Below are 26,224 nucleotides of genomic sequence, written 5' to 3'. Positions count from 1 at the left end.
CGATGTAAAAAAGCCCTGGCGCCGTATGGAGCCAGGGCTTTTTATTTTGTTCAGCGGCGACGGAACAGCGGCAGCGGTTCGTCGGTGGCAGCCTGGTAGGTTACCGAGAAGTCCTTGAGACCTTCCAGGGCTTCGTACGGGTCTTTGTCGGCGCGAATCGCGAACGCATCGAAACCGCAGCGATGCAGGTAGAACAACTGGTCGCGCAGCACGTCGCCAATGGCTCGCAGTTCGCCTTTGAAACCGTAACGGTCACGCAGCAAACGGGCGTTGGAGTAGTTGCGGCCATCGGTGAAGGCCGGGAAGTTCAGGGCGATGACCTGGAACTGCGCCACGTCTTCACCGATTTCCTCGGCTTCTTCATCGGCATCGAGCCAGATGCCCAAGCCACCGTCGCGGGCCAGGAGCATACGGCTGTGTTCGCGCCACAGCTGCAACGGAACGATGTAGTCGTCGCAATTAGTGATCTCATCGATGCTGAAATCCTTGGGCAGCAAGTGCCAGGTTTCGTCGACGACTTCGTTGTTCTTAATGATTCGCTGCATAGACGCGCTCCTTGAAGAGGTCGATGCCAATACGCTGGTAGGTGTCGATGAAGCGTTCGTCTTCGGTACGTTGTTCGATGTACACGTCGATCAGCTTCTCGATCACGTCAGGCATGGCTTCCTGGGCAAAGGACGGGCCGAGGATCTTGCCCAGGCTGGCGTCGCGGCTGGCGCTGCCACCGAGGGAAACCTGATAGAACTCTTCGCCTTTCTTGTCCACCCCGAGGATGCCGATGTGGCCGACGTGGTGGTGGCCACAGGCGTTCATGCAACCGGAGATGTTCAGGTCCAGTTCGCCGATGTCGAACAGGTAGTCCAGGTCGTCGAAACGGCGCTGGATCGATTCGGCGATCGGGATCGACTTGGCGTTGGCCAGGGAGCAGAAATCGCCACCCGGGCAGCAGATGATGTCGGTCAGCAGGCCGATGTTCGGCGTGGCGAAACCTTTCTCGCGCAACTCGCCCCACAGGGTGAACAGCTTGTCCTGCTCGACATCGGCCAGGATGATGTTCTGCTCGTGGGAAGTACGCAATTGACCGAAGCTGTAACGGTCGGCCAGGTCGGCCACGGCGTCGAGCTGCTTGTCGGTGATGTCGCCCGGTGCAACGCCGGTCGGCTTCAGAGAAAGGGTCACGGCCACGTAGCCTGGCTTCTTGTGCGCCAGGGTATTGCGCGCGCGCCAGCGAGCGAAGCCTGGGTGTTGCTGGTCGAGTTCGGCCAGGGCGGCGGACTGGTCGTCCAGCGCCTTGTAGTCCGGGTCGACGAAGTGTTTGGCGACGCGATGCACTTCGGCTTCGGTCAGCGTGGTCTGGCCACCGCGCAGGTGTTCCATTTCCGCGTCGACTTTCTGGGCGAAGACTTCAGGCGTCAGCGCCTTGACCAGGATCTTGATGCGCGCCTTGTACTTGTTGTCACGACGACCATAGCGGTTGTAGACCCGCAGGATGGCGTCGAGGTAACTCAACAGGTCTTGCCATGGCAGGAATTCATTGATGAACGAGCCAACCACCGGAGTACGGCCCAGGCCACCGCCGACCAGCACCCGGAAGCCCAGCTCGCCAGCGGCGTTGTGCACCGGCTCCAGGCCGATGTCATGGACTTCGATGGCGGCACGGTCGGAGGTCGACCCGTTGACGGCGATCTTGAACTTGCGCGGCAGGTAGGCGAATTCCGGGTGGAAGGTGGTCCACTGGCGGACGATTTCGCACCACGGACGCGGATCGATCAGCTCGTCGGCAGCGACACCGGCGAACTGGTCGGTGGTGACGTTGCGCAGGCAGTTGCCGCTGGTCTGGATCGCGTGCATCTGCACGGTGGCCAGTTCAGCCAGGATGTCCGGGATGTCTTCCACGGCCGGCCAGTTGAACTGGACGTTCTGCCGGGTACTGATGTGGGCGTAGCCCTTGTCGTAGTCGCGGGCAATCTTGGCCATCATTCGCACCTGGCGCGACGTCAGCTGGCCGTAAGGCACGGCCACCCGCAACATCGGCGCGAAGCGCTGGATATACAGGCCATTTTGCAGGCGCAGGGGGCGGAATTCTTCTTCGCTCAGCTCGCCTGCCAGATAGCGTCGGGTCTGATCACGGAACTGCTTGACGCGGTCCTCGATGATCCGCTGATCGTATTCGTCGTATACGTACATATAAGTCCTGTTCTCAGGCTTGGGTCGCTCGGATACAGCTGCGTTTTTTGCTTGCCGCAGTCCAAGAGCCTCTGCAATTCTGCGCGCACGGCCGCGCACTCCTTAGGGAGCCGGGGCAAGATACCAGTTTGTAGTTATGCGCAAAAGTGATGTTTGAGTATATGTAAAGAACCAAAAGGACTAATGAGAATTGTTGTTGCAATGTCCCTGTTTGTGGTGCGGGCAATCGTCGTCTTTACTGTGATCGAGTCTTTCTGCAATCACCGATAAAACCGACAAGAGGCGATGCAATGAGCAACCCAACCAAAGCACGGAAAAGCGACAGTTCGGTCGATGCCTGGGCAATTCTGTTCCTGATCATCCTGGTCGTCGGCACTGCGGTATTCTGGGTCAGTCACCAATAAACCAACCCGTCCGGGTCTCTGCCGACGCTTGTCGGTTCGCTGGCTCTCACGCGCGGCGAATTTTCCGGAGGCCCGGGACGATCAATAGCGAAGTTTTTCTACGCCGTTCGACATCCGTTCAGGTCGCAACGCTGATGGCTCATACCCCGGCTAAAAGCAGCACCAACTGCACGATGCCGTACAGTGTCATTGCGAATACTGCCGTGAACAAGATCCCCAGGATTACAAAATGGCTGGGTTTGCCGTGAGTGAAGTCTCGCGCCCGGTTTTTCCCGCTCTGCACCCCGAACGCCGCCGCCATGACGCTGTGGAGCATCTGCCAAAACGTGGGTGGCTTGTTATCGACTGGATCGTCCATAAATCCCTCTTCAGCAAGGTGTGAGATCTCAGCATAGCCAAACAAACTGCCCGTTTCCCCCCATAAATATGTACCGCCATGCCGCCGGATGGCCGTGGTGTCCTGATGCGCTCTCAATCGAGCATCAGGAGCGACATCATGCCGGACCCTTCCATACCCGCTGAACCGGGATTTCACGTTCCGTTTATCAAGAGCCGTCTTCCCGACTGGACGCGTCACCTGGTCACCCCCCATCTCCAGGCCATGACACAGGCACGCAATCCAGCCCAGCGATTCATCAAGGCGTACCCTGAGCTGTATGCCAAGGCATCCCAGGCATTGCACCAGGCCTTGCTCGACAGTCAGGCACAGAGCAGCGCTTCCAGCCAGGCGCTGGCCACGACTCTCAAGGATTTCAAAGGCATCACCGAGTTCGCCAAGCCATTGCTGACGGATGCATTGCAGAAAAAATTCGGTCAGGCGCCGGATGTCGTCAACACGGCGCTGTTTCATATGCGTTCGCCCAACCTGGCCGAAGAGCAGTCATTGTTGCAAGCGGCGCTGCGAAACTTCGAAGAAAATGAGCCTTTCGACGGCATTGCCCTGCAGGAGACCAGCGCGCTGGCGCCGGTGGGGGCACTGGAGCAGCATCTTTACGACGAACGCACCCAGTATCCGTTTGCGAAGGTGCGCTACAGCCTCCGTGACAAGTTGTCGATCAAGCCCGCGGCGTTCGCCAGCCTGTGCCGGGAACTGGACGTGGGCAAGCAGTATCAGGACCATCTGACGGCGGTGTTCGATGCGCCCGACAAGGCTGCGACGGTACGCCAGCAGACGATTGCGGCGGACAAGCAACGGATGCGCGTGCAGGCGCATATCGCTCTGATGAGGTCGGACATTGACACCGCAGACCATGCCACGGTGTTGGCGATGCTCGACGGTACCTCGCAGGAACGAATCAATGGCGAGTCAGTCCTCCACAGTCGGGTGGAGGTGCTTGGCTCTAAATTGAATGACGTGCTGATTATTGGCGCTGCATCGCGCAAAGTCAGAGCGACCCTGCAAAATCCCTGGCTCTTTCTTCTGCCGTTCACACCCGAACTGGCCAAACTGGTGCCTGATTCACGAGTCATCGTCTACATTCCAGGCGATCCCATCAGCCCCCTCAAGGCGTATGCCTCGGGCCGCGAGTTCGCCCGTGACCTGGCGATCAAACTGCGTTCCGTCAGTTACCAGCGGTTCTTTGCCGGCTTTGTCGCGCAAGATGAGGCAGGTCGTTTTTTCCACCGGCTAAAGCGCCAGCTCAAGGTCCAGAAATGGGACCCGGCTCCGGTTTATCCCGGCCCACCCTATGCGCCGGGTGCATTCCTCAATGGCATGTATGTCGAGGTGTGGAACGAGAATGTCGACTTGGGCATGGATGAAAGCTTCATTGATGGCGAAGTATTCGCAGCCCGTTATGAGTTTCATCTGGCCAGAATGAAGTCCAATGCCAGGCTGTTGGCCATACCCACCGCCGAGGTCGACCACGAAGCCTGGATGACGCGACTCCAACACTATGCAGAATGGGGGTTGAGCGTCTTGAACGTGGCAGCCTTTTTCGTGCCGGGACTGGGTGAGGTCATGCTCGCCGTCACCGCCGTGCAACTGACCTACGAGGTTTACCAGGGGGTGGAGGCGTGGAAAGAGGGGGATGCCGAGGAGGCCTGGAGCCATCTCACGTCAGTGGCGCAAAACGTAGCCTTCATGGCCGTGTTGGGCGCGGTAGCCAGCAAGGCGCCGCCGATCATCAACTCGCGGTTTGTCAGCAGGATGACCAGGATCACCACGCCTTTTGGTGAACCGCGTTTGTGGAGTCCCGACCTGGCCCCCTACAAGAGCAGTGTGTCTGTGGAGGGGCTCGAGCCGAATGCATTGGGGCAATACAAGGTCGGGGACAAGACCTGTATTCGATACGAGGGCAATGTCTACGAAAAGAGCTTCGACCCGGCGCTGAAAAAATGGCGGATCCAGCACCCCAGCGATCCCCAGGCCTATCAACCGATCTTGCGGCATAACCAGCTCGGCGCCTGGCAGCACACGCTTGAAAGGCCGCTGGAGTGGGACCGCCCAACGTTGTTGCGCAGAATCGGGCCGCAGATGGACGTTTTTTCGGATGCGCAGCTACAGCAAATTGCCGAGGCCAGCGGGGTCAGCGATGATGCGTTGCGCCAGATGCACATCGATCTCCAGCCACCGCCGCCGCAATTGGCCGAGACCATCAGATCGTTCAAGGCTGATCAACAAGTGCAGCAGTTGATTGATCAGATCCGCAACGGCGGTGACCTGGGTGGTGCTGGCGAGGCTGTCGGGCCGCTGGCTGTTGGGCTGCCGGACTGGCCCGTCGAGGAGGTCCTGGAAGTCTTCGAGGGACCGGAACCCCGGGGGGCGTCGCAGCGCTTCGGTTCAGCGTCGGCAAGCAACAATGTAAAGCCCACGATCAAGATCACTCGAGCCGAAGTGCAGGCCGGAAAATTGCCGGAACGTATATTAGGGGCGCTTGACGAGCCACAAATCACCCGGTTACTCGGCGCACGCAGCGCACAACAAGACGCGAACCGCGTGCAGATGTTCAGGGACAGCCTGGCCAACCGCGCCCTGGATAGCAAAAAGTCCCTGGTCGACCGACTGCTCGCTGGCCAGCAGACGACGAATACCGATATTCAACGACTGCAGCGCAGTTTCCCTACGTTGTCGCCGGAGGGTGCGCGACAGGTGCTGGGCAATGCCAGTGCCGCCGAGCTGGCCCAATTGCGCAGCAGCACAAAAATACCCTTGCGCCAGGCGCAAGAAATTCGTGTCCATTTACAGCAGGGCGCTCTCAACCGGGCGCTCTGCGGTTTGCATCTGGAGAGCATGGCGTCTGTGGCCAGCGATCGCCTGGCGTTGCACAGCCTGGAGCAATGGCCCGGTTGGTCGATGGATATGCGCGTGGAGCTGCGTTCCGGCTCGATCAAGGGCCCATTGCTGGACAGCGTTGGCAGCGACAGTGCGACGTTTCGCAATTACCTGGTCAAGGGCGATGGCTATTTTCGCGCATACGACGCCCAAGGCAGGCCTCTCAACAACATCCCCGCCCATGGCCGCAATCTCTATGAATCGCTGCTGGAGTTCTTGCCCAACGCGACAAAGGCAACCCTGGAAGGTCATCAGGGCCAGGCCTTGCAAAGAAAACTGGCGAACCATGCCAGCACTCATCGCAACGACATGGCGCTAATCTTGAAACAGCGCCCGTTGAATGGCCCCGGGCCATCGCTGCGTTTGCCCAATGGCCGCCTGGGTTACCTGGCCAGTGGTCGTGGTGTCGGCTTTCATGATGCTGCATTGGTCTCCAGGGTCCGCGACCTTTACCCGAACATCTCCGATGCGCAAGCCAGCCAGTTCGTCAGAAACCGCCTGAGCGCGGGGGACACCGACCAGCAAGTGTTCAATCTGTTGAACAACCGTCAGCGGGAATTCGACGCATTGGAAACCGCAGTGAACAACTGGGTCGACGCTGTCGTGCCGGCCCCTGCTGGTGGGCAGTCACGCCGGGTGATCGCCGATCGGCTGATCCATTGCTGGCGCTATGGTCTTTACCGAGAGTTTGAGCCCGCTTTCCATCTGAATTTAAGCGGTGCTGACACGTTGCCGGAGTGGAAAGCCGATTTCTCCCATGTGCGTAGTGTGCAACTGGACACTGGGCAGCTAATCGGTAACTCGGGCAATGAACTGCTTCAGCGGTTTCCAAAGATCAAAAAGCTGGATCTCTCCGTGGAAGTGCGGGATATGGCGGCTCTGGCGGAAAAACTGCCTGAATTGACAGAGATTACCGAGCTCGCCGTTGATGGCGCATCGCAGACCTATACGCCGCAGTTGGTGCAGGCGCTACAGGGAATGACGCAGCTGGAGCAGCTGTCGCTCAAGGGCGATATCGGTGTAATGGACTTCGGCACGCTGACGAATCTGCGGTCCTTGAGGTTGGCGGGGAATTTGACCGAGTGGCCGACCGGGGTGTCGGGCCTGAACAGGCTGGAAACCCTCGATCTACAGCGAATGCCGATCAAATCGCTGCCTGACGAGTTGTTCAGTGGACGGGAGTCGATATGGCGTTGCCTGCAGCTGGATTGGGCGGCCCTGGAACCGCAAGCTTTCTTGAAGGCCTTTGAGTATGTGCATGAAAACCCGGCGCATCTGGTCAACGAGCCACAAATGATTGCCCAGTACTGTGCAGGACGTTTGTCGAAGCTGGCACCCAATGATTACACCTTTGCATCAGACGCAATGGCGCGTTTCAGTCGCGACGGGCTATCGGGACGGGCATTGCTGGAAAAGGTTGATGCACTGCACGAGCAGCATCTGGCTTTGACTCAGTCATTGGACGCCTGGAAGGGCAGGGTTGTGCGGGTCGATGGCCGGCAGATGGAGATCGCGCACCGTGAGCTGATCGCTGAAAGAATCGGCGAGTCCGCTCGCAAGGGGCTGCGTGCACGGTACTGCCCCGCGGAGCCTTTGGCAGGTCCATCGTGGTGGCAAGGTGACGCAGTGAATGAAGTGTTGGACCTGACGGGGTTTGGGCCGCTGGGCGATTTACCCGAGCTCGGCGATTCGGCCTTTCCCCATGTGCGCAGCTTGATCCTCAGTGGCAGCGGGCTTTCGACCGTGCAGGTCAATGAGTTTCTGAGTGGATTTGCGCAACTGCGTTCCCTCAATCTCAGCACCAACCAACTGACCGGGCTGCCGCAAGCCATTGATGCGCTCGGAGAGCTCAGCGAGTTGAACCTCTCATTCAATCAGATAAGGATCACGGCTTCAGCGCAAGCGCAGTTGAACCGCTTGCCTCACTTGAAAACGCTGAACCTGGCGTACAACCGACTCGACGCGCTTGAGGTCGGTTCGATGACCGGCCTGCAGAGCCTGGACCTGAGTCATACCCATCTGCGCAACTGGCCCGAGGGCGTGTTGTCATTGCCCAACCTGCGCCGTCTGGCCCTGAATCACAGCGCGATTACAGACATCCCTGCCGCAGCCCTGACCGGGCATGATCAGCTGTTGGCGGGAACCTCGCTGCAAGGTTGCCGGCTGAGCCCGCAAGCAGTGACCGCGGTGCGGGCATATGCGCAACGCACGTCATCCCTTAACCCGATGGCGATTGCGCCAGTGCACCTGTCGGCCGGACGAACCGGAGGCGATCCGGAATTCTTTCCGGATGAAGTATCGGAGCACCCGGACTTTTTATTGCCTTTGCAACTGGAGCCCGGCGAAGGTGATTTGCCCCGGACCGCAGCCTCCAGACTGCAGCGCCTTGATCCTCAGCTGGGTGATACGCAAGCCGTTGAACGGATCGACGCATGGCTTGCCCAGGGTATGACTGCCCTGGAAATTGAAGCCCGGCTGGTCGAGTGGCAGCAACAGCAGACGCAATTGATCAAGCATTTGAATGACTGGATCGATGTTCCGGCCGTTCGCAGTCGCCAGGGTTGGGTCAGCGCGGTAGACCGCCGCCGGGCGGCTGACCAGCTTCTGGAGTGCTGGCGAGCCACCTTGCGAGATGTTCCCGCGGCCGAGGGAACACCGACCGATGCTGTGCTTGATTTCACCGGCCTGATCATCGGCGACTTGCCGGCCTTGCCGGTCACGTTCGAGCAGATCGGTGCATTGGACCTTAGCGGTGTCGGGCTCACGGAAAGTTCGGACGCGTTCCTGCATTCGTTTCCGCGGTTGCGTAGCCTGACGCTCAATCGCAACGGCCTGGGCACCTTGCCTGAGGCTGTGGGGCAATGTGAACACCTCACCCGGTTGAGCGCCACGTATAACAATCTGCGTGCCAGTGATGAGTTGTCGCGCCAGTTGCGTTCGCTGAGGCATTTGCAATGGCTGGACTTGAGCGAGAACCGCATTGCCAGCTTTGATGTCACCGGTCTTGAGCAGTTGCAAGGGCTGAATCTGAGCAACAACAATCTTTGGGAATGGCCCCAGGGGGCATTGGAAGCGCCGGCGCTGACGACCCTCAACCTGAGTCGCAACCATATAGAGGCAATTCCTCCCGCTGCCTTGCTGCCTGAGCACGCTACCTTGATGGCCGGCACCAACATGACCGACAACGTCGATCTGGAACTGGAGGACATGTTACGACTGCAGCAGTACATGGAGGAAACGGGCGTTGGCTTGGGGTTTACCTCGCAAGAGATTGAACGACTGCTCGAAGGCTACGGGCCTGAATCGGGCGACAGTTTCGAGAGCTCTGATGAGGAGGTTCATCCCGACCATGAGACGCCGCAAGTACAAAAGGCGCGGTGGTTTGCCGGCGTGGCGGCAGACTCGGAAAAACACCAGATGTGGAGTGCCTTGATGGAGCAGGACACCACCCAGGACTTTGCATACATTCTCTCGCAACTCCAGCATGCCCGGGACTTTGTCGCCGATCGCGTGGACCTCACGCAGCGCGTCTGGCGTGTCCTTGAAGCCGCTTATGGCGATCAAGCGCTGAGCGAACGGTTAATGGTTCTGTCGAAGGCACTACGGAGTCGCGCGACCTGTGGTGACGGTCGGATACTGTTGTTCAACGAGCTGGAAATCGAGGTCTATGAGTTCAATGCCTTGAAGGCCATTGCCCCGGAACACAAAGGTCGCGAGCTGCTGAAACTGTCAAGAAACCTGTTCCGCCTGGCGCAGGTCGAGGAGATTGCCAAAACGCGTATCAGGCTCAGGCCCGCTATCGATCCTGCCGAGATTCGCCTGGCCTATCGAGTCGGCCTGGCTCAGCGTCTTGAATTGCCCAGCCAGCCCAAAGGCATGGTGTACGAGAGCTTGGCGCAGGTGACGCCAGCGGATCTGGACGAAGCGTACGCAATGATCCTCGCCGAGGAAAAGACGCCGGTGTTCATCGAGCAACTGACCGCGCGTAAATACTGGCGAGACTATCTGGAGGAGAAATACCCTGGGGAGATTACCAGGGTGCAACAGGATTTCCAGGACAAGGTCAGTGAGCTGGAGGATAAATATCCGGAGCTCAATACGGCCTACCTGCAGGAGGTGGACGCCCTGGATACCGTCAATAAAGCCAACCGCCTGCAACTGCTGACCACACTCAGCGAACGTGAGGTAGCCGAGTTGGGCGCACAGGCCTGATCTTCAGCCGGCAAAGCTCTGGAGTCAGCACAGGTCTGCCTCCAGAGCCCAAGGCTCGGATCAATCAGTTGTCATACCCAAGGTTGGGCGCCAGCCAGCGTTCGGTGACGCTCAATTCCTGACCTTTGCGCGACGTGTAGCTCTGCACCTGATCCTTGTCGATCTTGCCCACGGCAAAATACTGCGCCTGCGGATGGGCGAAGTACCAACCGCTGACCGCCGCCGCCGGGAACATCGCATAGTGCTCGGTGAGGAACACGCCGCTGCGGCCGGCGCGCATTTCACTGGCCTCAGGGTCGAGCAGGGCGAACAGGGTGCTTTTCTCGGTGTGATCCGGGCACGCCGGGTAGCCCGGGGCAGGGCGGATGCCGCTGTATTGCTCCTTGATCAGCGCCTCGTTGTCGAGCGTCTCGTCCTTGGCGTAACCCCAATAGTCTTTACGCACCTGTTGGTGCAGCCACTCGGCGCAAGCCTCGGCCAGGCGGTCGGCGAGGGCCTTGACCATGATTGAATTGTAATCGTCGCCAGCGTCCTGGTAAGCCTTGGCCACCTCTTCGGCGCCGATGCCGGCGGTGGTGATGAAACCGCCCACGTAGTCGGTGACTTCGCTGTCCTTGGGTGCGACAAAATCAGCTAAGGAGAAATTCGGCTTGCCGTCGGTCTTGATGATCTGTTGGCGCAAGTGATGCAGCTTGGCCAGGGGCTTGCCGTCATCACCGTAAAGTTCGATGTCGTCGTCGCGTACTTGGTTGGCCGGCCAGAAGCCGAACACCGCTCGGGCGCTGATCAGCTTCTCGTCGATCAGTTTGGCAAGCATTTCCTGGGCATCGGCATACAACGCCGTAGCGGCTTCACCGACCACTTCATCCTGGAGGATGCGCGGGAACTTGCCGGCCAGGTCCCAGGAAATGAAGAACGGCGTCCAGTCGATGTATTCGGCCAATACTTTCAGGTCGATGTTGTCCAACACCTTGGCGCCGGTAAAGGTCGGCTTGACCGGCGTGTAGGTGCTCCAGTCGAACTGAGGTTTCTTGGCGATCGCAGCCGCGTAGCTCAGGCGTTCGGTACGGGCGCTGCGGTTGGCGGTGCGCTCGCGCACTTCGATGTATTCCTCGCGGGTTCTCTCGACGAAGCCGGCCTTCAGTTCCTTGGACAGCAACTGGGTCGCCACGCCGACAGCGCGAGAGGCGTCGGTGACATACACCACCGCATCGTTGCTGTACTTGGGTTCGATCTTCACCGCCGTGTGCGCCTTGGACGTGGTGGCGCCACCGATCATCAACGGCAGGTGGAAATCCTGGCGCTGCATCTCGCGGGCCACATGGACCATTTCATCCAGCGATGGCGTGATCAGGCCGGACAGGCCGATGATGTCGCACTTCTGCTCCTTGGCGACCTGCAGGATCTTCTCCGCCGGTACCATCACGCCTAGGTCGACGATGTCGTAGCCGTTACAGCCCAGCACCACGCCGACGATGTTCTTACCGATGTCGTGCACGTCACCCTTCACGGTGGCCATGAGGATCTTGCCCTTGGCTTCCGGCTTGTCGCCTTTTTCCAGTTCGATGAACGGGATCAGGTGCGCCACGGCTTGTTTCATCACCCGGGCGGATTTCACCACTTGCGGCAGGAACATCTTGCCGGCACCGAACAGGTCGCCGACGATGTTCATGCCGGACATCAGCGGCCCTTCGATCACTTCGATCGGGCGGGCGAAGGACTGGCGCGACTCTTCGGTGTCTTCGACGATGTGCGTGGTGATGCCCTTGACCAGCGCATGCTCCAGGCGCTTGTTGACGTCCCAGTTGCGCCACTCTTCGGTCTCGGCTTCCTTGACGCTGCCATCGCCCTTGTACTTGTCGGCGATGGCGAGCAGGGCGTCGGTGCCTTCAGGGGTGCGGTTGAGGATCACGTCTTCAACGGCGTCGCGCAGCTCGACAGGGATCTGGTCGTAGATTTCCAGCTGGCCGGCGTTGACGATGCCCATGGTCAGGCCCGCGCGGATCGCGTACAGCAGGAACACCGAGTGGATCGCCTCGCGCACCGGGTTGTTGCCGCGGAACGAGAACGACACGTTGGACACGCCGCCTGACGTCAATGCATAGGGCAGTTCGTCGCGGATGTAGGCGCAGGCGTTGATGAAGTCCACGGCGTAGTTGTTGTGTTCTTCGATGCCGGTGGCCACGGCAAAGATGTTCGGGTCGAAGATGATATCTTCCGGCGGGAAGCCGACGTCATTGACCAGGATGTCGTAGGAGCGTTTGCAGATCTCTTTCTTGCGCGCTTCGGTGTCGGCCTGGCCGGCCTCGTCGAACGCCATCACCACCACGGCGGCGCCATAGCGCTTGCACAGTTTGGCGTGGTGGATGAACTGTTCGACGCCTTCTTTCATGCTGATCGAGTTGACGATACCCTTGCCCTGGATGCACTTGAGACCGGCTTCGATCACTTCCCACTTGGAGGAGTCGATCATGATCGGTACGCGGGAGATGTCCGGTTCACCGGCAATCAGATTGAGGAAGGTCACCATGGCCTTCTTCGAATCAAGCATCCCTTCGTCCATGTTGATATCGATCACCTGGGCGCCGGCCTCAACCTGCTGCAGGGCGACTTCCAGGGCTTCGGTGTAGTTGTCTTCACGGATCAGGCGGGCAAACTTGGCCGAGCCGGTGATGTTGGTGCGCTCGCCGACGTTGACGAACAGCGAATTGCGATCGATGGTGAACGGCTCCAGGCCCGAGAGACGGCAGGCCTTGGGGATTTCCGGAATCTGGCGTGGCGCATAGCCAGCCACGGCCTTGGCGATGGCTTCGATGTGGCCCGGGGTGGTGCCGCAGCAGCCGCCGACGATGTTGAGGAAGCCGCTTTGGGCGAATTCCTCGATGACCTTGGCGGTTTGCGCCGGCAGTTCGTCGTACTCGCCGAACTCGTTGGGCAGGCCGGCGTTCGGGTGCGCGGAAACGTGGGTGCCTGCCTTGTTCGACAGCTCTTCGAGGTACGGGCGCAGTTCGCTGGCGCCCAGGGCGCAGTTCAGGCCGACCGAGATCGGCTTGGCGTGGGCCACGGAGTTCCAGAACGCTTCGGTGGTCTGCCCGGACAGGGTGCGGCCGGAGGCGTCGGTGATGGTGCCGGAAATCATGATCGGCAATTCGATGCCCAGTTCTTCGAATACGCCCTGTACGGCAAAGATCGCGGCCTTGGCGTTGAGGGTGTCAAAGATGGTTTCGATCAGGATCAGGTCGGCGCCGCCCTCGATCAGGCCTTTGGTGGCCTCGGTGTAGTTTTCCACCAGTTCATCGAATGTCACGTTGCGGTAGCCCGGGTTGTTCACGTCCGGCGACAAGGAACAGGTGCGGCTGGTCGGGCCGAGTACGCCGGCAACGAAACGCGGCTTGTCCGGGTTCTCAGCGGTTTTGGCATCGGCGACCTTGCGCGCCAGGCGAGCGCCTTCTACGTTCAATTCGTAGGCCAGTTCCTCCATGCCGTAATCGGCCATGGAAATCCGGGTGGCGTTGAAGGTATTGGTTTCCAGGATATCGGCACCGGCATCCAGATAGGCTTTCTCGATGCCACCAATCACGTCCGGGCGCGTCAGCACCAACAGGTCGTTGTTGCCTTTGACATCGCTCGGCCAGTCGGCGAAACGTTTGCCACGGTAATCCTGCTCTTCGAGCTTGTAGCTCTGGATCATCGTACCCATGCCGCCATCGAGAATCAGGATGCGCTCTTTGAGGGCGTGCTTGAGGGCTTGGAGGCGAACGCTGCGATCGGACATTGGGACTACTCGGAAAGACCATGACGAAGGGCCGGGATGATAGCAAACCTGTGCGCTTTTAGAGCATGTCCGGGTTTTTCATGAATATCGCTCATGTTGGTGTGGCGTCCAGCCCGGTAGAATCGCGGCGTTTTCTAAAGGATCGGGACCAGGGACATGTCGTATCGCGTCGTCATCGCCAGTGTGTTGATGTTTTTGAGCTGGGGCGCGTCCGCGCAAAGTCCCGCGATTTCCCCTGCAATCTCCTACACCCGCGATGTACAGCCAATCTTTACCGAAAAGTGCGTGGCCTGCCATGCCTGCAACGACGCCCCCTGTCAGCTCAATCTGGGCAGCGGCGAAGGTGCGGCACGTGGCGCGACGAAAGTCCCGGTGTACGACGGTGAACGAAGCCAGGCTGCTGCGCCGAGCCGACTGTTCTATGACGCGTTCGGCAAGCGGGCCTGGCAACAAAAAGGCTTCCAGTCGGTGCTCGACGCCCAGGGCAATCAGGCGGCATTGATGACGCGCATGCTTGAGCTGGGTCATACCAATCGCCTGCAACCCAATGCCAAATTGCCCGAGGACATCGTCCTGGGCCTCAATCGCAACAATATGTGCGCCTCGCCTGGCGAGTTCGACGGTTATGCCAGCGCGCATCCCAAGGAGGGCATGCCCTTGGCGGTCACCGGCCTGACCGACCAGCAATACCAGACGCTGCAACGCTGGCTGGCCTCGGGTGCGCCGATCGATGAACAGGCCCTGGTGCCCAGCGCGAAGGAAGCGTTGCAAGTGGTGCAGTGGGAGAACCTGCTCAACGCACCGGGCGCGCGACAGAGTCTGGTGGGGCGCTGGTTGTTCGAGCACTGGTTTCTCGCGCACCTCTATTTCAAGGACGGCGAGCCGGGGCATTTCTTCCAATGGGTGCGATCTCGCACGCCGACCGGCCAGCCCATCGACCTGATCAACACCCGTCGGCCGAACGACGACCCCGGCACTCAGGTGTATTACCGCTTGCGGCCGGTGCAGGGCGTGATCGTGCACAAGACGCACATCACTTATCCGTTGAGCGCGAAAAAGCTGGCCCGGGTCAAAAGCCTGTTTTACAACGGCAATTGGCAGGTCAACGCCTTGCCGGGCTACGGCCCGGAACGCCGGGCCAATCCGTTTACCACCTTCGAAGCGATCCCGGCCCAGGCGCGTTATCAATTCATGCTCGATAACGCCGAGTATTTTGTGCGCACCTTTATTCGCGGCCCTGTCTGCCGTGGGCAAATCGCGACCGATGTGATCCGCGACAACTTCTGGGCGTTGTTCCAGGCACCGGAACACGACCTCTACATCATCGACCCGAACTACCGCGGCCAGGCGACGCCGTTGCTGGCGATGCCGGGGCAGAACGACGACGTTGGCAGTGTCCTGAGCCTGTGGCACGACTACCGCGACAAGCGTAACGAATACGAAGCCCTGCGCCGGGACAGCTATGCCGATCTGCCGGCGCCGAGCTGGTCGAGCCTGTGGGCGGGCAACGACAACGCACTGCTGAGCATTTTCCGCCATTTCGACAGCGCCGCGGTGACCAAGGGCCTGATGGGCGACGTACCACAGACGATGTGGTTGTTCGACTTCCCGCTGCTGGAGCGCACCTACTACCAGTTGGCGGTGAATTTCGACGTGTTCGGCAATGTTTCCCACCAGGCCCAGACGCGCTTGTATTTCGACCTGATCCGCAATGGCGCCGAGCAGAATTTCCTGCGCCTGATGCCGGCCGACTCCCGGGAGGGCTACCTCGACGATTGGTACCAGAACAGCGGGAAATTCAAGATGTGGCTGGACTATGAGGCCATCGATGACGACACGCCGACCGCACTGAAACTCGATGAGAAGGACCCCAAGCGCGACTTCGCCATGCAACTGTTGGCACGCTACGGCGAGCTGAACGCCACCCCTGATCCGATCAACCGCTGCGACGGCGCGTATTGCTCGCGGCCGAACATCGACCCGGCGCTGCAGGCCACCGAGCAGGCGTTGAGTCGCCTGGCCTCACGTCCGGCGGCAGGCCTGCGGGTCATCGATCAACTGCCGGAAGCGACCATGCTGCGCGTCGAAACGGCGAGTGGGCAGCGAGTGGTCTATAGCCTGCTGCGCAACCGGGCGCACAGCAACGTGGCGTTCCTGCTGGGTGAGTCGCTACGGTTTCAACCGGGGCTGGATACGCTCACCATTTTCCCGGGCGTACTCAGCAGTTACCCGAACTTCATGTTCAATATTGCCGCCGATCAGGTGCCTGAGTTCGTCGATGCGATGGAAAACGCCAAGGATGCCGAGCGCTTCGAGAAAATCGTCGAGCGCTGGGGAGTCCGCCGCAGTCATCCGCAGTTCTGGCAGTACTTCCATGACCTGAGCCGCTATATCCACGAAACCGAGCCGGTGGAAGAGGGCGTGCTGGACATGAATCGCTACGAGAACCTGTAATCACGCTTAACACCCGTAGGAGCTGCCGCAGGCTGCGATCTTTTGATCTTGAAAACCAGAATCAAAAGATCGCAGCCTGCGGCAGCTCCTACAGGGGGATTGTCGGAATCTTTCCCGACAAAAATACTAGGACTTTGTCCGGCGCGATGATTGGCGTAAACTGCGCCCAAGCCTGCGAGGAGTTTCCATGACCGCTATTACCATCACCGACGCCGCCCACGATTACCTGGCTGATCTGCTCTCCAAGCAGAACACCCCGGGTATCGGCATCCGCGTCTTCATCACCCAGCCTGGCACCCAGTACGCCGAAACCTGCATTGCCTACTGCAAGCCGGGCGAAGAAAAACCCGAAGACACCGCGCTGGGGCTGAAAAGCTTCACCGCTTACATCGACCATTTCAGCGAAGCGTTCCTGGACGATGCCGTTGTCGACTATGCCACCGACCGCATGGGCGGCCAGTTGACCATCAAGGCGCCAAACGCCAAAGTGCCGATGGTCAACGCCGACAGCCCGGTCAACGAGCGCATCAACTACTACCTGCAAACCGAGATCAATCCTGGGTTGGCCAGCCACGGCGGCCAGGTCAGCCTGATCGACGTGGTCGAAGACGGCATTGCCGTCCTGCAATTCGGCGGCGGTTGCCAAGGCTGCGGCCAGGCTGACGTGACCTTGAAGGAAGGCATTGAGCGCACCTTGCTCGAGCGTATTCCCGAGCTCAAGGGCGTGCGCGACGTGACCGACCACACGCAGAAAGAAAACGCCTACTACTAAGGTGTTCGCTGCAAAATGAAAAAACGGCGCCCATCGTGAGCGCCGATCGTTCCCACGCTCTGCGTGGGAATGCCTCATCGGACGCTCCGCGTTCGGCTTTAGAGGGGACGCAGAGCGTCCCGGGCTGCATTCCCACGCAGAGCGTGGGAACGATCATCATGGCCTGTAGAGATGCGCATGCCCCGCACGATACAGCGACGACTCGCTGAACTGCTCACTGCCCAGCACCCGACCCACAAGAATCAGCGCCGTGCGCCGAAACCCCTTGGCTTCCACCTTGTCGGCAATGTCCTCAAGCGTCCCCACCACCCAGTCCTGATCCGGCCAGGTCGCCCGGTGAATCACCGCAATTGGGCAGTCTGCGCCGTAATGCGGCCGCAGTTCGGCCAGGATTTTCTGCAGGTGTTTGACCCCCAAATGAATCGCCATGGTCGCCCCGTGTTGCGCCAGGCTGCCCAGTTCCTCGCCCGCGGGCATCTCGGTCTTGTCGGCGTAGCGTGTCAGGATCACGCTCTGCGAAACGTCCGGCAAGGTCAGTTCCGCGCCCAGAAGCGCAGCGCAGGCGGCCGTGGCGGTCACGCCGGGGACTATTTCAAAAGGGATGCCGAGTTCTCGCAGGTGGCGTATCTGCTCGCCTATTGCGCCGTACAGGCTCGGGTCACCGGAATGCACGCGCGCCACGTCCTGGCCATTGGCATGGGCCGTCTTGATCAGTTCGATGATCTGTTCCAGGTGCAGTTCGGCGCTGTTGACCACCTGTTCGGCGCAGTGCCCTTCCAACACGGCGGCGGGCACCAGCGAGCCGGCATAGATGATCACCGGGCAGGTGCGAATCAACCGCTGGCCTTTGACGGTGATCAGTTCGGGATCGCCGGGACCTGCGCCAATGAAGTAGACCGTCATTAAGGATTCCTGTTGAAAAGGGACGCTGGGCAAGGCTTCAGATGAAGAATGCTCATGATCGAATGCGCAGATTATCGGGGATTTTACGCGGCGCCAGCCAATGCGAGGGTAGCCTGGGCATATTTTTGGCGTGGGATCAGCAATGTAGCCGGGCCGTTGGCCAGTTGCTCGGCCAGTGCCAGGGCGGCACTTTCCGCTACGCCATAGCACCCGGTGCGTTCAAAGGCGATGTCCGAATGATGGCTCAGTCGGGGTTGATAGCTCGCCAGTTGTTCACTGCTGAAATACATCATCTGTAACCCAAGCTGTTCGGCCAGTTCGTTCAGCGCCGGTTCGTCGCGCTTCAAGTCGATGCTGGCCAGGGCCTTGATCCGATGCAGTTCGATCTGGTGCGCCTGCAGTGCCTGGTCAAGCAGTGCCCGCAACGTGCTGACGTGGCAGCCACGCTGGCAGCCCAGGCCGACCACCAGGGTCGGCGCTGCGCTGAGGCCTGTCATGCGGGGTATTGACCATCGCTTTTGCGGCGGAACAACCAGGCACTGATCAGGCCCAGGGCCAGCCAGAACGCCATGTTGGTCAGCTGCGAAGCGATCTTGAACTGAGTTTCCAGTGCCTCTGGAGCGAGCATCGAGTGCACTTGCGGTTGCGGAGCGCCAATCACATGAGGCACCGCAAGGATCGCCACGCCAAGGACTTTCATCAGCCAGTGACGGCTGAACACGATCAGGGCGATACCGACAGCGGTGGAGGCGGCGGTGCCGATCCACCAGAGTTGGCGTTGCGCCAGATCGGCAGCCGCGGTGCCCGGCAACTCAGGTGGCAGGCCAAGCGTCGGCGCCAGCACAAATGTCGCGTAGCCAGCCAAGCCCCAGAGCAGGCCCTGGGAGGTTTTGGTCGGCGCGCGCAGGGTGTAGAGACCAGCGAGCATCAGGGCGAAACCAACCGCCACTACCAGGTTACCGCCAGTGGTCGACAGCACGCGCTGCCAGCCGTCTTCCGGTTCCCAGGCTTCGGCATCGTGGGTATGTGCGGCTACACCAGCGGCGTGTTCATGAACTTCAACCGCTGCTGGTCCTGATTGTTCGTAGGTTTCGGCCTGCAAAATCAGCGGTGAAACCCACAAGCTTTGCAGCAGGGTCAGCAGCAGGGCGGCCAGCAACCCGGTGAAACCTGCGGTTTGCGCAATACGCTTGATCATGTCGACAGGTCTCAATGGCACGGGAACGCGGAACTGTGGCGCGTATCGTGTGCGGCGTTGTGCACTGCTTCGATGTGCGAGAAACCGGCGAAATACACCAGGCTGGCGCCGAGGATTGACGCAAAAATCGCCGCGGTCAGGCGTTGGGACAGGGTAGTGGTGCTGCTGGCGGCATTGCTGTGGCCGGTGCTGCTGATAATCGACATGGCGCTTCCCTCTGTTCGGTCAGCGGGGAATAAGAGCGCAAGCAGAACTCCGCACGACCGAGCGCGCAGAAGTCCGAACAGCGCCCGCCCACCGCGGGTTTGTTGATTGAAGTGATGGTGATGGTCACTTTGTGTTGCGGGCCGGTCTCCGGGCTCACGAGGGGCGCAGGCGTTAGCCTGAACCTTCCAGCGTCACCTTCCCATGCCGCATTGGCACAGTGGATCTGACGCTTCACTCGCTTACCGTTGCGGGGGCAGCACCGGACTGACATGGCCTGAAGTAAAGCACATGATTCACCGGTTTCCCGTTTCACCCTGTGAAGGGCACCCGTAACAAGATGCGTAGGAGAGCATGGGCGGGGGGCGGGCGTCAATTGGCAAGGGTTCTCACTTGAACATCGAGTTGTTCCCTTCGAGCAAGCCCGCTCCCACATTTGACCGAGTTCCTTCAGGGCAGACCCTCAAGTGTGGGAGCGGGCTTGCTCGCGAAGGGCGCACCGCAGGAATCATGTGAACATTGACCCGCCCCGATACCATGCGTAGCCTTGCGCTTTCGAGGTTCTTCGGCGTTTGTCGAAGCTAAGAAGGGAACGCGGTCAATGCCGCGGCTGCCCCCGCAACTGTGAACGGTTCAGTTTCTGCCATGCCACTGCATGCGCCAGCCATGGCGCGCGCGGGAAGGCGCAGCAACCGCCAGTCCAACGACTGGCCAGCCGTCAGCCAGGAGACCTGCCTCGATACAGATTCTCACTACAACCGGGCGGGGTGATCCGGTGGCGAACGCTTCCTGCGCGCGTGTGCGTTGCCGGTTCTCGTCCCGTATGCCCGCCACCTTGCCAAAGGGCATCCGATGAAAACACTGGCCAAACTCCCCGTCACCATCGTCACCGGCTTCCTCGGCTCGGGCAAAACCACCTTGCTGCGGCACATGCTCGACAACGCCCAGGGCCGCCGCATCGCGGTGATCGTCAACGAGTTCGGCGAGCTGGGCATTGACGGCGAAATCCTCAAGCAGTGCTCTATCGGTTGCACCGAAGAAGAGGCCAACGGCCGTGTCTACGAACTGGCCAACGGCTGCCTGTGCTGCACCGTACAGGAAGAGTTCTTCCCGGTGATGCGCGAACTGGTGGCCCGTCGTGGCGACTTAGACCACATCCTGATCGAAACGTCCGGCCTGGCCCTGCCAAAACCTTTGGTCCAGGCCTTCCAGTGGCCGGAAATTCGCAGTGCCTGCACCGTAGACGCGGTGATCACCGTGGTCGATAGCCCGGCCGTCGCGGCTGGCACGTTCGCCGCGTTCCCGGATCAAGTCGACGCCATGCGCAAACTCGACCCGAACCTGGATCACGAATCGCCTTTGCACGAGCTGTTCGCCGACCAGTTGGCCAGCGCCGACCTGGTGATCCTCAACAAGGCCGACCTGATCAGCCCTGAAGACCTGGCACGGGTACGCCTGGAAGTCGCCGAGGAACTGCCGCCAGCGGTGAAAGTCATCGAAGCCAGTAGCGGGCGCCTGCCGCTGGACGTGTTGATCGGCCTCGGTGCCGGGTCCGAAGAACACATCGACAGCCGTCACAGCCATCACGATCACCACCATGAAGGCGAAGACGATCACGACCACGATGCCTTCGATTCAATCTCCATCGAACTGCCGGCATCTGACGAAAGCCTGCTGATGGATGCACTGACCCAACTGGTGGTGCAGCACGGCATCCTGCGCGTCAAAGGTTTCGCCGCGGTCCCGAACAAACCGATGCGCCTGCTGATCCAGGGCGTGGGCACCCGATTCGACAAGCATTTCGACCGCCAGTGGAGCGCTGAAGAAGCACGCACCACCCGTCTGGTGTTGATTGGCCAGGCGCTGGACGCCACAACGCTCGAAGCGCAATTGCGCGCCGCGCTCAGCGTGTAACCCATGCACCTGCTCAGGACCCAGCCCGGCGGATTCGTGTCGGATGACAACATTGCCGACCTAGGGCAAACCCCCGCCGAGCTGGTTATCCTGTGCAGCGGCGACTCCAGCCTGGCGTTGCTTGCCGAAGCGGCGCAGCAGTTGCCCGAAGACTACCCAAGCGTGCGCCTGGCCAACCCGATGCAGGTGCAGAACCATGCATCAGTTGATCTGTATGTCGACGAAGTCCTGCGCCATGCCAAGGTCATCCTGATTTCGCTGCACGGCGGCATTGCCTATTGGCGCTATGGCGTCGAGCGGCTGGTGGAGTTGTCGCAGCGGGGTGTACAGCTGATCCTGGTGCCGGGCGATGATCGACCGGACCCGGAGCTCAGTGATCTGAGCACCGTGGGCGCTGGGGATCGCGACCGGCTTTGGCAATTCCTGCGTCAGGGTGGCATGGGCAATGCCCTCGACTTTTTCCGTTGCCTGGCCAATCGTTGGCTCGATCGCGACTACGCCTGGGCCGAGCCGCACACCTTGCCGCGTACGGCGATTTACCACCCACAAAAAAGCCCTGCGGCGCTGAGCGACTGGCGGGCCCAGTGGCAGAGCGGTCAGCCAGTGGCGGCGGTGCTGTTCTATCGCTCGCATTTGCAAGCGGCGAATACCGCATTCATTGATGTTTTCTGTCAGCGCTTGCAGGCGGCGGGGCTTAACCCGTTGCCAATTGCGCTGGCCAGCCTGAAAGAGCCTGGCTGCCTTGCCGTGGTCGAGGACTGGCTGGATGAAGTCGAGGCGGGGGTGATTCTCAACACCACCGGTTTCGCCCAATCCAGTCCGGAGGCACCGCACTTGCGGCCATTTCGCCGCAATATCCCGGTGATCCAGGCCATTTGCGCCCAAGACAATGAACCGGGTTGGCGAGCCAGCGAACAAGGCCTCGGCCCCCGCGATCTGGCGATGCACATTGCGCTGCCGGAACTGGACGGGCGCATCATCAGTCGGCCGATCAGCTTCAAGGACCTGGCCTGGCGCAGCGAGCGCAGTCAGTCCGACGTGGTCTGCTATCGCGCTCAGCCAGAACGCATGGACTTTGTCGCGCAACTGGCGCGGCGCTGGATCGATCTGGCGCGGTTGCCCAATGGCGAAAAACGCATAGCGCTGATTCTGGCAAATTACCCGACCCGTGATGGTCGGATAGGCAACGGCGTCGGGCTCGATACACCGGCTGCGGCTTTGAATATCCTGCGTGCGCTGCATAAAGAAGGCTATCCGCTGCCAGCCGATCTGCCTGCCAGCGGCACCGCGTTGATCCAGCAATTGTTGGGCGGTGTCAGCAACGACCTCGAAACCCTCGATCAACGCCCGTGCCAGCAAAGCCTGGCCATGGACGATTACCTGCTGATGTTCAACGCGTTGCCGCAAGTCAATCGCCAGGCCGTGCTGGAGCGCTGGGGCGAGCCCGACAGTGATCCGATGTGTCGTGGCGGGCGGATGATGATCGCCGGGTTGCGCTTTGGCCTGACCTTCGTTGGCATCCAGCCGGCGCGGGGTTACCAGGTCGATCCAAGTGCGGTGTATCACGACCCGGACCTGGTGCCTCCCCATGGCTACCTGGCGTTCTATTTCTGGTTGCGCAATACCTACGGCGCCCACGGCGTAATCCACGTGGGCAAGCACGGCAACCTGGAATGGCTGCCGGGCAAGGGCGTAGGGTTGTCGGAGCACTGCTGGCCGGATGCGCTGCTCGGGCCGTTGCCGAACATCTATCCGTTCATCGTCAACGACCCGGGTGAAGGCGCCCAGGCCAAGCGCCGCACGCAAGCGGTGATCATCGACCACCTGATGCCGCCACTGACCCGCGCCGAGACCTACGGCCCGCTGCGTAATCTCGAGTTGCTGGCCGACGAATACTACGAAGCGCAATTGCTCGATCCACGGCGAGCGCGGGAACTGCAGCGCGACATCCTGCAATTGGTCCGGGACACCCACATAGACCGCGAGCTGCAATTGGACGATCAGCTCGATAGCGATGCGGATGCGGCGATCTGGCTGCCGCGCCTGGACACTTACCTGTGCGACTTGAAAGAGTCGCAGATCCGCGATGGCTTGCATGTTTTTGGCGAGTCGCCGGCCGGAAGGCTGCGCATCGATACGTTGCTGGCGCTGCTGCGCATTCCCCGGGGCGATGGCCGTGGCGCGCAATCGAGTGTGCTGCGGGCCTTGGCCAAGGCGTTCGCGCTGGGCTTCGACCCACTGGATTGCGCGCTGGCCGAGCCGTGGAGCGGACCGCGTCCCGGCGAATTATTGTCGGTCAGCGGTGAACCCTGGCGCACCACGGGCGATACCCGCGAACGCCTCGAACTGTTCGCCGCACAGCTTATTTCACAGGTGTTGAATGCCCCCTGTGAGAACCTCCCAAAGGAGGCTTGCTGGACTGAAGTGAACGCTATCCTCGAGCATTTGCGCGAAGTGGTAGCACCCAGGCTGGATGCCTGTGGCCCCGCAGAAATGCGTGGCCTGCTCGACGCCCTCGGCGGCCGGTTCGTCCCGGCAGGCCCCAGTGGCGCGCCGAGTCGCGGTCGCCTGGACGTGCTGCCCACCGGGCGCAACTTCTATTCGGTGGACGTACGCAACCTGCCCACCACCACCGCGTGGCGCATCGGTTTCCAGTCCGCCAACCTGATTCTCGAACGTCACCTGCAAGACCATGGTGATCATTTGCGTCAGCTCGGCCTGTCGGTCTGGGGCACTGCGACCATGCGCACCGGCGGCGACGATATCGCCCAGGCCATGGCGTTGATGGGCGTGCGACCGGTTTGGGCCACCGGCAGTCAACGGGTGGACGACTTTGAAATTCTGCCGCTGAGCCTGCTTGATCGTCCGCGGGTGGACGTGACCTTGCGTGTATCGGGTTTCTTCCGCGATGCCTTCGCCAACCTGATCCGCCTGTTCGATGCGGCCGTGCAAGCGGTCGCCGCGCTCGATGAGCCGGATGACTTGAATCCGCTGGCAGCCAAGGTGCGCGCCGAGCGTGAAGCGCTGTTGCAATCGGGACTGGATGAAGACGCGGCACGGCGGCAGGCCGGCTGGCGCATTTTCGGTGCCAAGCCTGGTGCGTATGGCGCAGGCGTGCAGGGCGCCATCGATGGTCGCCTGTGGCAAAGCCGCGAGGACCTGGCCGAGGTTTACCTGAATTGGGGTGGCTACGCGTACGGCGGGTCTGATGAAGGTACGGTGGCCCGTGAGCAGTTTTCCCAGCGCCTGAGCCAGGTACAGGCGGTGCTGCAAAACCAGGATAACCGTGAGCACGACCTGCTCGATTCCAATGATTACTACCAATTCCAGGGTGGCATGCTGGCTGCCGTGGAAAGCCTGAGTGGCGAGGCGGCGGCCAGTTATCACGGCGATCACAGCCAGCCGGACCTGCCGAAGATCCGCACCCTGAAGGAAGAACTGAACCGGGTGATCCGCTCCCGGGCGGCCAATCCAAAGTGGATCGACGGGGTCAAGCGGCACGGCTACAAAGGCGCATTCGAAATGGCCGCGACGGTGGACAATCTGTTCGCCTTCGACGCCACCACGCGGTTGATCGACGATCACCAGTACGCGTTGCTGGCCGATGCCTATCTACTTGACCCGGGCACTCGGGATTTCGTACGCGAGCATAACCCCCATGCCTTGCGCGACATGACCGAGCGTTTGCTCGAAGCGCAACAGCGGGGGATGTGGAAAGAACCGGGTTCGTATCGCGAGGCCTTGGAAAATTTGCTGCTGGATATAGAAGAAGACAGCTAGTGCAATACCCCTGTGGGAGCGAGCCTGCTCGCGAAGAGGCCAGCACAATCAACATTATCGTTGACTGACAAACCGCTTTCGCGAGCAGGCTCGCTCCCACAGGGGAACGTGTATTGACCCCGACCATGACTGAGTACTGATAATGACCGACACCCCCCATTTCCCGCTTTCCGCCGTGGTCGGCGCCGACGATTTGAAACTCGCGCTGTATCTGACCGCCATCGACCCGAAAATCGGTGGTGTGCTGATCGAAGGCCCGCGTGGCATGGCCAAGTCGACCCTGGCCCGTGGTCTTGCGGACCTGCTGGCCAGCGGTCAATTCGTCACCTTGCCCCTGGGGGCAACTGAAGAGCGCCTGGTCGGCACCCTCGACCTCGACGCGGCCCTGAGTGAAGGTCGGGCGCAATTTTCCCCCGGCGTGCTGGCCAAGGCTGACGGCGGCGTGCTCTATGTCGATGAAGTGAATCTGCTGCCGGATCACCTCGTCGATCTGCTGCTCGATGTGGCGGCCAGCGGCACTAATCTGGTTGAACGTGATGGTATTTCCCATCGGCATTCGGCGAAGTTCGTGCTAATCGGCACCATGAACCCGGAAGAGGGCGAGTTGCGCCCGCAACTGCTCGATCGTTTTGGCTTGAACGTCGCCCTCAGTGGCCACACCGCACCGACCGAACGCGGACAAATCATTCGTCGACGCCTCGATTTCGACAGTGATCCGCAACAGTTCTGCGCCGAATGGGAGAGCCAGCAGCAGTCGTTGCGTGAGCGTTGCCAAACAGCACGCAGTGCATTGGCGAGCATTCCCCTCGACGACGGCGCGTTGGCGCAGATCACCGAGCGTTGCTTTGCCGCCGGTGTCGATGGCTTGCGCGCCGACCTGGTCTGGTTGCGCGCGGCGCGTGCCCATGCTGCCTGGCGCGGTGCAACAGCCATTGGCGAAGAGGATATCGACGCGGTCGCCGAATTTGCCTTGCGCCATCGTCGTCGCGAGCACACGCCATCGGCACCACAATCCAACAATTCCCCATCCAGCCAACAGCCCAACCCGAGCGAAGGCCAGGGCCAATGGGGCGAGATGCCCGCTCAAGTGTTGCCGGTCGGCGCGCGGCGAGAGGTGCCGAGCTGGCCAAAAAAGCCCTAGGCATTC

14 protein-coding genes and 2 riboswitches are annotated in these 26,224 nt (G+C 60.7%); of the genes, 6 read left to right on the top strand and 8 right to left on the bottom strand.

Annotated features, from left to right (window positions below):
- Positions 1-50: 50 nt before the first annotated feature.
- From PSUM_RS06420 to PSUM_RS06410, 3 genes are all read right to left on the bottom strand, one after another.
- Positions 51-545 (bottom strand): DUF934 domain-containing protein, encoded by a 495-nt coding sequence (locus tag PSUM_RS06420; protein ID WP_033041115.1) that lies wholly within the window; start codon positions 543-545, stop codon positions 51-53.
- Positions 529-2,187 carry a nitrite/sulfite reductase gene (locus PSUM_RS06415; RefSeq protein ID WP_020799148.1) on the bottom strand — a complete coding sequence of 553 codons (1,659 nt, stop codon included), beginning with the start codon at positions 2,185-2,187 and terminating at the stop codon, positions 529-531. The genes PSUM_RS06420 and PSUM_RS06415 overlap by 17 nt, the downstream gene beginning before the upstream one ends.
- Before the next feature lie 543 nt (positions 2,188-2,730).
- Positions 2,731-2,949: a DUF2970 domain-containing protein gene (locus tag PSUM_RS06410; RefSeq protein WP_083349224.1), complete on the bottom strand. Its 219-nt coding sequence runs from the start codon at positions 2,947-2,949 to the stop codon at positions 2,731-2,733.
- Positions 2,950-3,087: 138 nt separating this feature from the next.
- On the opposite strand from PSUM_RS06410, the gene PSUM_RS06405 reads away from it, so the two are divergent.
- Positions 3,088-10,077, top strand: coding sequence for an NEL-type E3 ubiquitin ligase domain-containing protein (locus PSUM_RS06405; protein WP_083349223.1), 6,990 nt, complete (start codon positions 3,088-3,090; stop codon positions 10,075-10,077).
- Positions 10,078-10,141: 64 nt separating this feature from the next.
- Here the strand turns inward: PSUM_RS06405 and metH are convergent, their stop codons facing one another.
- On the bottom strand, positions 10,142-13,852 hold the full coding sequence (metH, locus tag PSUM_RS06400; protein WP_033041110.1) for a methionine synthase: 3,711 nt from the start codon (positions 13,850-13,852) through the stop codon (positions 10,142-10,144).
- Between the two features lie 156 nt (positions 13,853-14,008).
- Between metH and PSUM_RS06395 the strand changes: the two genes are divergently transcribed.
- Both PSUM_RS06395 and nfuA read left to right on the top strand, forming a co-directional pair.
- A complete protein-coding gene (locus PSUM_RS06395) occupies positions 14,009-16,306 on the top strand; it encodes a fatty acid cis/trans isomerase (RefSeq protein ID WP_083349222.1) in 2,298 nt (765 codons plus the stop codon).
- Between the two features lie 187 nt (positions 16,307-16,493).
- A complete protein-coding gene (gene nfuA, locus PSUM_RS06390) occupies positions 16,494-17,078 on the top strand; it encodes a Fe-S biogenesis protein NfuA (RefSeq protein ID WP_007912592.1) in 585 nt (194 codons plus the stop codon).
- A 156-nt stretch (positions 17,079-17,234) separates the two neighbouring features.
- Here nfuA and cobM read toward each other — a convergent pair whose 3' ends face one another.
- The 4 genes from cobM to PSUM_RS06370 all read right to left on the bottom strand — a co-directional run bounded on the left by cobM (position 17,235) and on the right by PSUM_RS06370 (position 19,385).
- On the bottom strand, positions 17,235-17,981 hold the full coding sequence (gene cobM, locus PSUM_RS06385; RefSeq protein ID WP_020795443.1) for a precorrin-4 C(11)-methyltransferase: 747 nt from the start codon (positions 17,979-17,981) through the stop codon (positions 17,235-17,237).
- 83 nt (positions 17,982-18,064) lie between these two features.
- On the bottom strand, positions 18,065-18,478 hold the full coding sequence (locus PSUM_RS06380) for a cobalamin biosynthesis protein (RefSeq protein ID WP_083349221.1): 414 nt from the start codon (positions 18,476-18,478) through the stop codon (positions 18,065-18,067).
- A complete protein-coding gene (locus PSUM_RS06375) occupies positions 18,475-19,179 on the bottom strand; it encodes a CbtA family protein (RefSeq protein WP_020795441.1) in 705 nt (234 codons plus the stop codon). Before PSUM_RS06375 ends, PSUM_RS06380 begins: the two co-directional genes overlap by 4 nt.
- 11 nt (positions 19,180-19,190) lie before the next feature.
- A complete protein-coding gene (locus PSUM_RS06370) occupies positions 19,191-19,385 on the bottom strand; it encodes a CbtB domain-containing protein (RefSeq protein ID WP_020795440.1) in 195 nt (64 codons plus the stop codon).
- Positions 19,386-19,507: 122 nt separating this feature from the next.
- A riboswitch (cobalamin riboswitch) is annotated at positions 19,508-19,732 on the bottom strand.
- Between the two features lie 192 nt (positions 19,733-19,924).
- Positions 19,925-20,136, top strand: a riboswitch (cobalamin riboswitch).
- Positions 20,137-20,235: 99 nt separating this feature from the next.
- On the opposite strand from PSUM_RS06370, the gene cobW reads away from it, so the two are divergent.
- The 3 genes from cobW to PSUM_RS06355 all read left to right on the top strand — a co-directional run bounded on the left by cobW (position 20,236) and on the right by PSUM_RS06355 (position 26,218).
- Complete coding sequence (gene cobW, locus PSUM_RS06365) at positions 20,236-21,297, top strand: cobalamin biosynthesis protein CobW (RefSeq protein WP_020795439.1); 1,062 nt, start codon at positions 20,236-20,238, stop codon at positions 21,295-21,297.
- Between the two features lie 3 nt (positions 21,298-21,300).
- On the top strand, positions 21,301-25,077 hold the full coding sequence (gene cobN / locus PSUM_RS06360) for a cobaltochelatase subunit CobN (RefSeq protein WP_020795438.1): 3,777 nt from the start codon (positions 21,301-21,303) through the stop codon (positions 25,075-25,077).
- Positions 25,078-25,219: 142 nt separating this feature from the next.
- Positions 25,220-26,218, top strand: a complete 999-nt coding sequence (locus tag PSUM_RS06355; RefSeq protein WP_083349220.1) for a magnesium chelatase ATPase subunit I — start codon at positions 25,220-25,222, stop codon at positions 26,216-26,218.
- The last annotated feature ends 6 nt before the right edge of the window (positions 26,219-26,224 follow it).

The organism is Pseudomonas umsongensis (genome assembly GCF_002236105.1).
GTDB lineage: Bacteria > Pseudomonadota > Gammaproteobacteria > Pseudomonadales > Pseudomonadaceae > Aquipseudomonas > Aquipseudomonas umsongensis.
The sequence above is the reverse complement of the archived record's forward strand: the minus strand, read 5'-3'. Positions and strand labels throughout refer to the sequence as shown.

Coding starts and splice junctions, on each gene's coding strand:
- PSUM_RS06420 (WP_033041115.1), bottom strand. CDS start 545: ATGCAGCGAATCATTAAGAACAACGAAGTCGTCGACGAAACCTGGCAC.
- PSUM_RS06415 (WP_020799148.1), bottom strand. CDS start 2,187: ATGTACGTATACGACGAATACGATCAGCGGATCATCGAGGACCGCGTC.
- PSUM_RS06410 (WP_083349224.1), bottom strand. CDS start 2,949: ATGGACGATCCAGTCGATAACAAGCCACCCACGTTTTGGCAGATGCTC.
- PSUM_RS06405 (WP_083349223.1), top strand. CDS start 3,088: ATGCCGGACCCTTCCATACCCGCTGAACCGGGATTTCACGTTCCGTTT.
- metH (WP_033041110.1), bottom strand. CDS start 13,852: ATGTCCGATCGCAGCGTTCGCCTCCAAGCCCTCAAGCACGCCCTCAAA.
- PSUM_RS06395 (WP_083349222.1), top strand. CDS start 14,009: ATGTCGTATCGCGTCGTCATCGCCAGTGTGTTGATGTTTTTGAGCTGG.
- nfuA (WP_007912592.1), top strand. CDS start 16,494: ATGACCGCTATTACCATCACCGACGCCGCCCACGATTACCTGGCTGAT.
- cobM (WP_020795443.1), bottom strand. CDS start 17,981: ATGACGGTCTACTTCATTGGCGCAGGTCCCGGCGATCCCGAACTGATC.
- PSUM_RS06380 (WP_083349221.1), bottom strand. CDS start 18,478: ATGACAGGCCTCAGCGCAGCGCCGACCCTGGTGGTCGGCCTGGGCTGC.
- PSUM_RS06375 (WP_020795441.1), bottom strand. CDS start 19,179: ATGATCAAGCGTATTGCGCAAACCGCAGGTTTCACCGGGTTGCTGGCC.
- PSUM_RS06370 (WP_020795440.1), bottom strand. CDS start 19,385: ATGTCGATTATCAGCAGCACCGGCCACAGCAATGCCGCCAGCAGCACC.
- cobW (WP_020795439.1), top strand. CDS start 20,236: ATGAAAACACTGGCCAAACTCCCCGTCACCATCGTCACCGGCTTCCTC.
- cobN (WP_020795438.1), top strand. CDS start 21,301: ATGCACCTGCTCAGGACCCAGCCCGGCGGATTCGTGTCGGATGACAAC.
- PSUM_RS06355 (WP_083349220.1), top strand. CDS start 25,220: ATGACCGACACCCCCCATTTCCCGCTTTCCGCCGTGGTCGGCGCCGAC.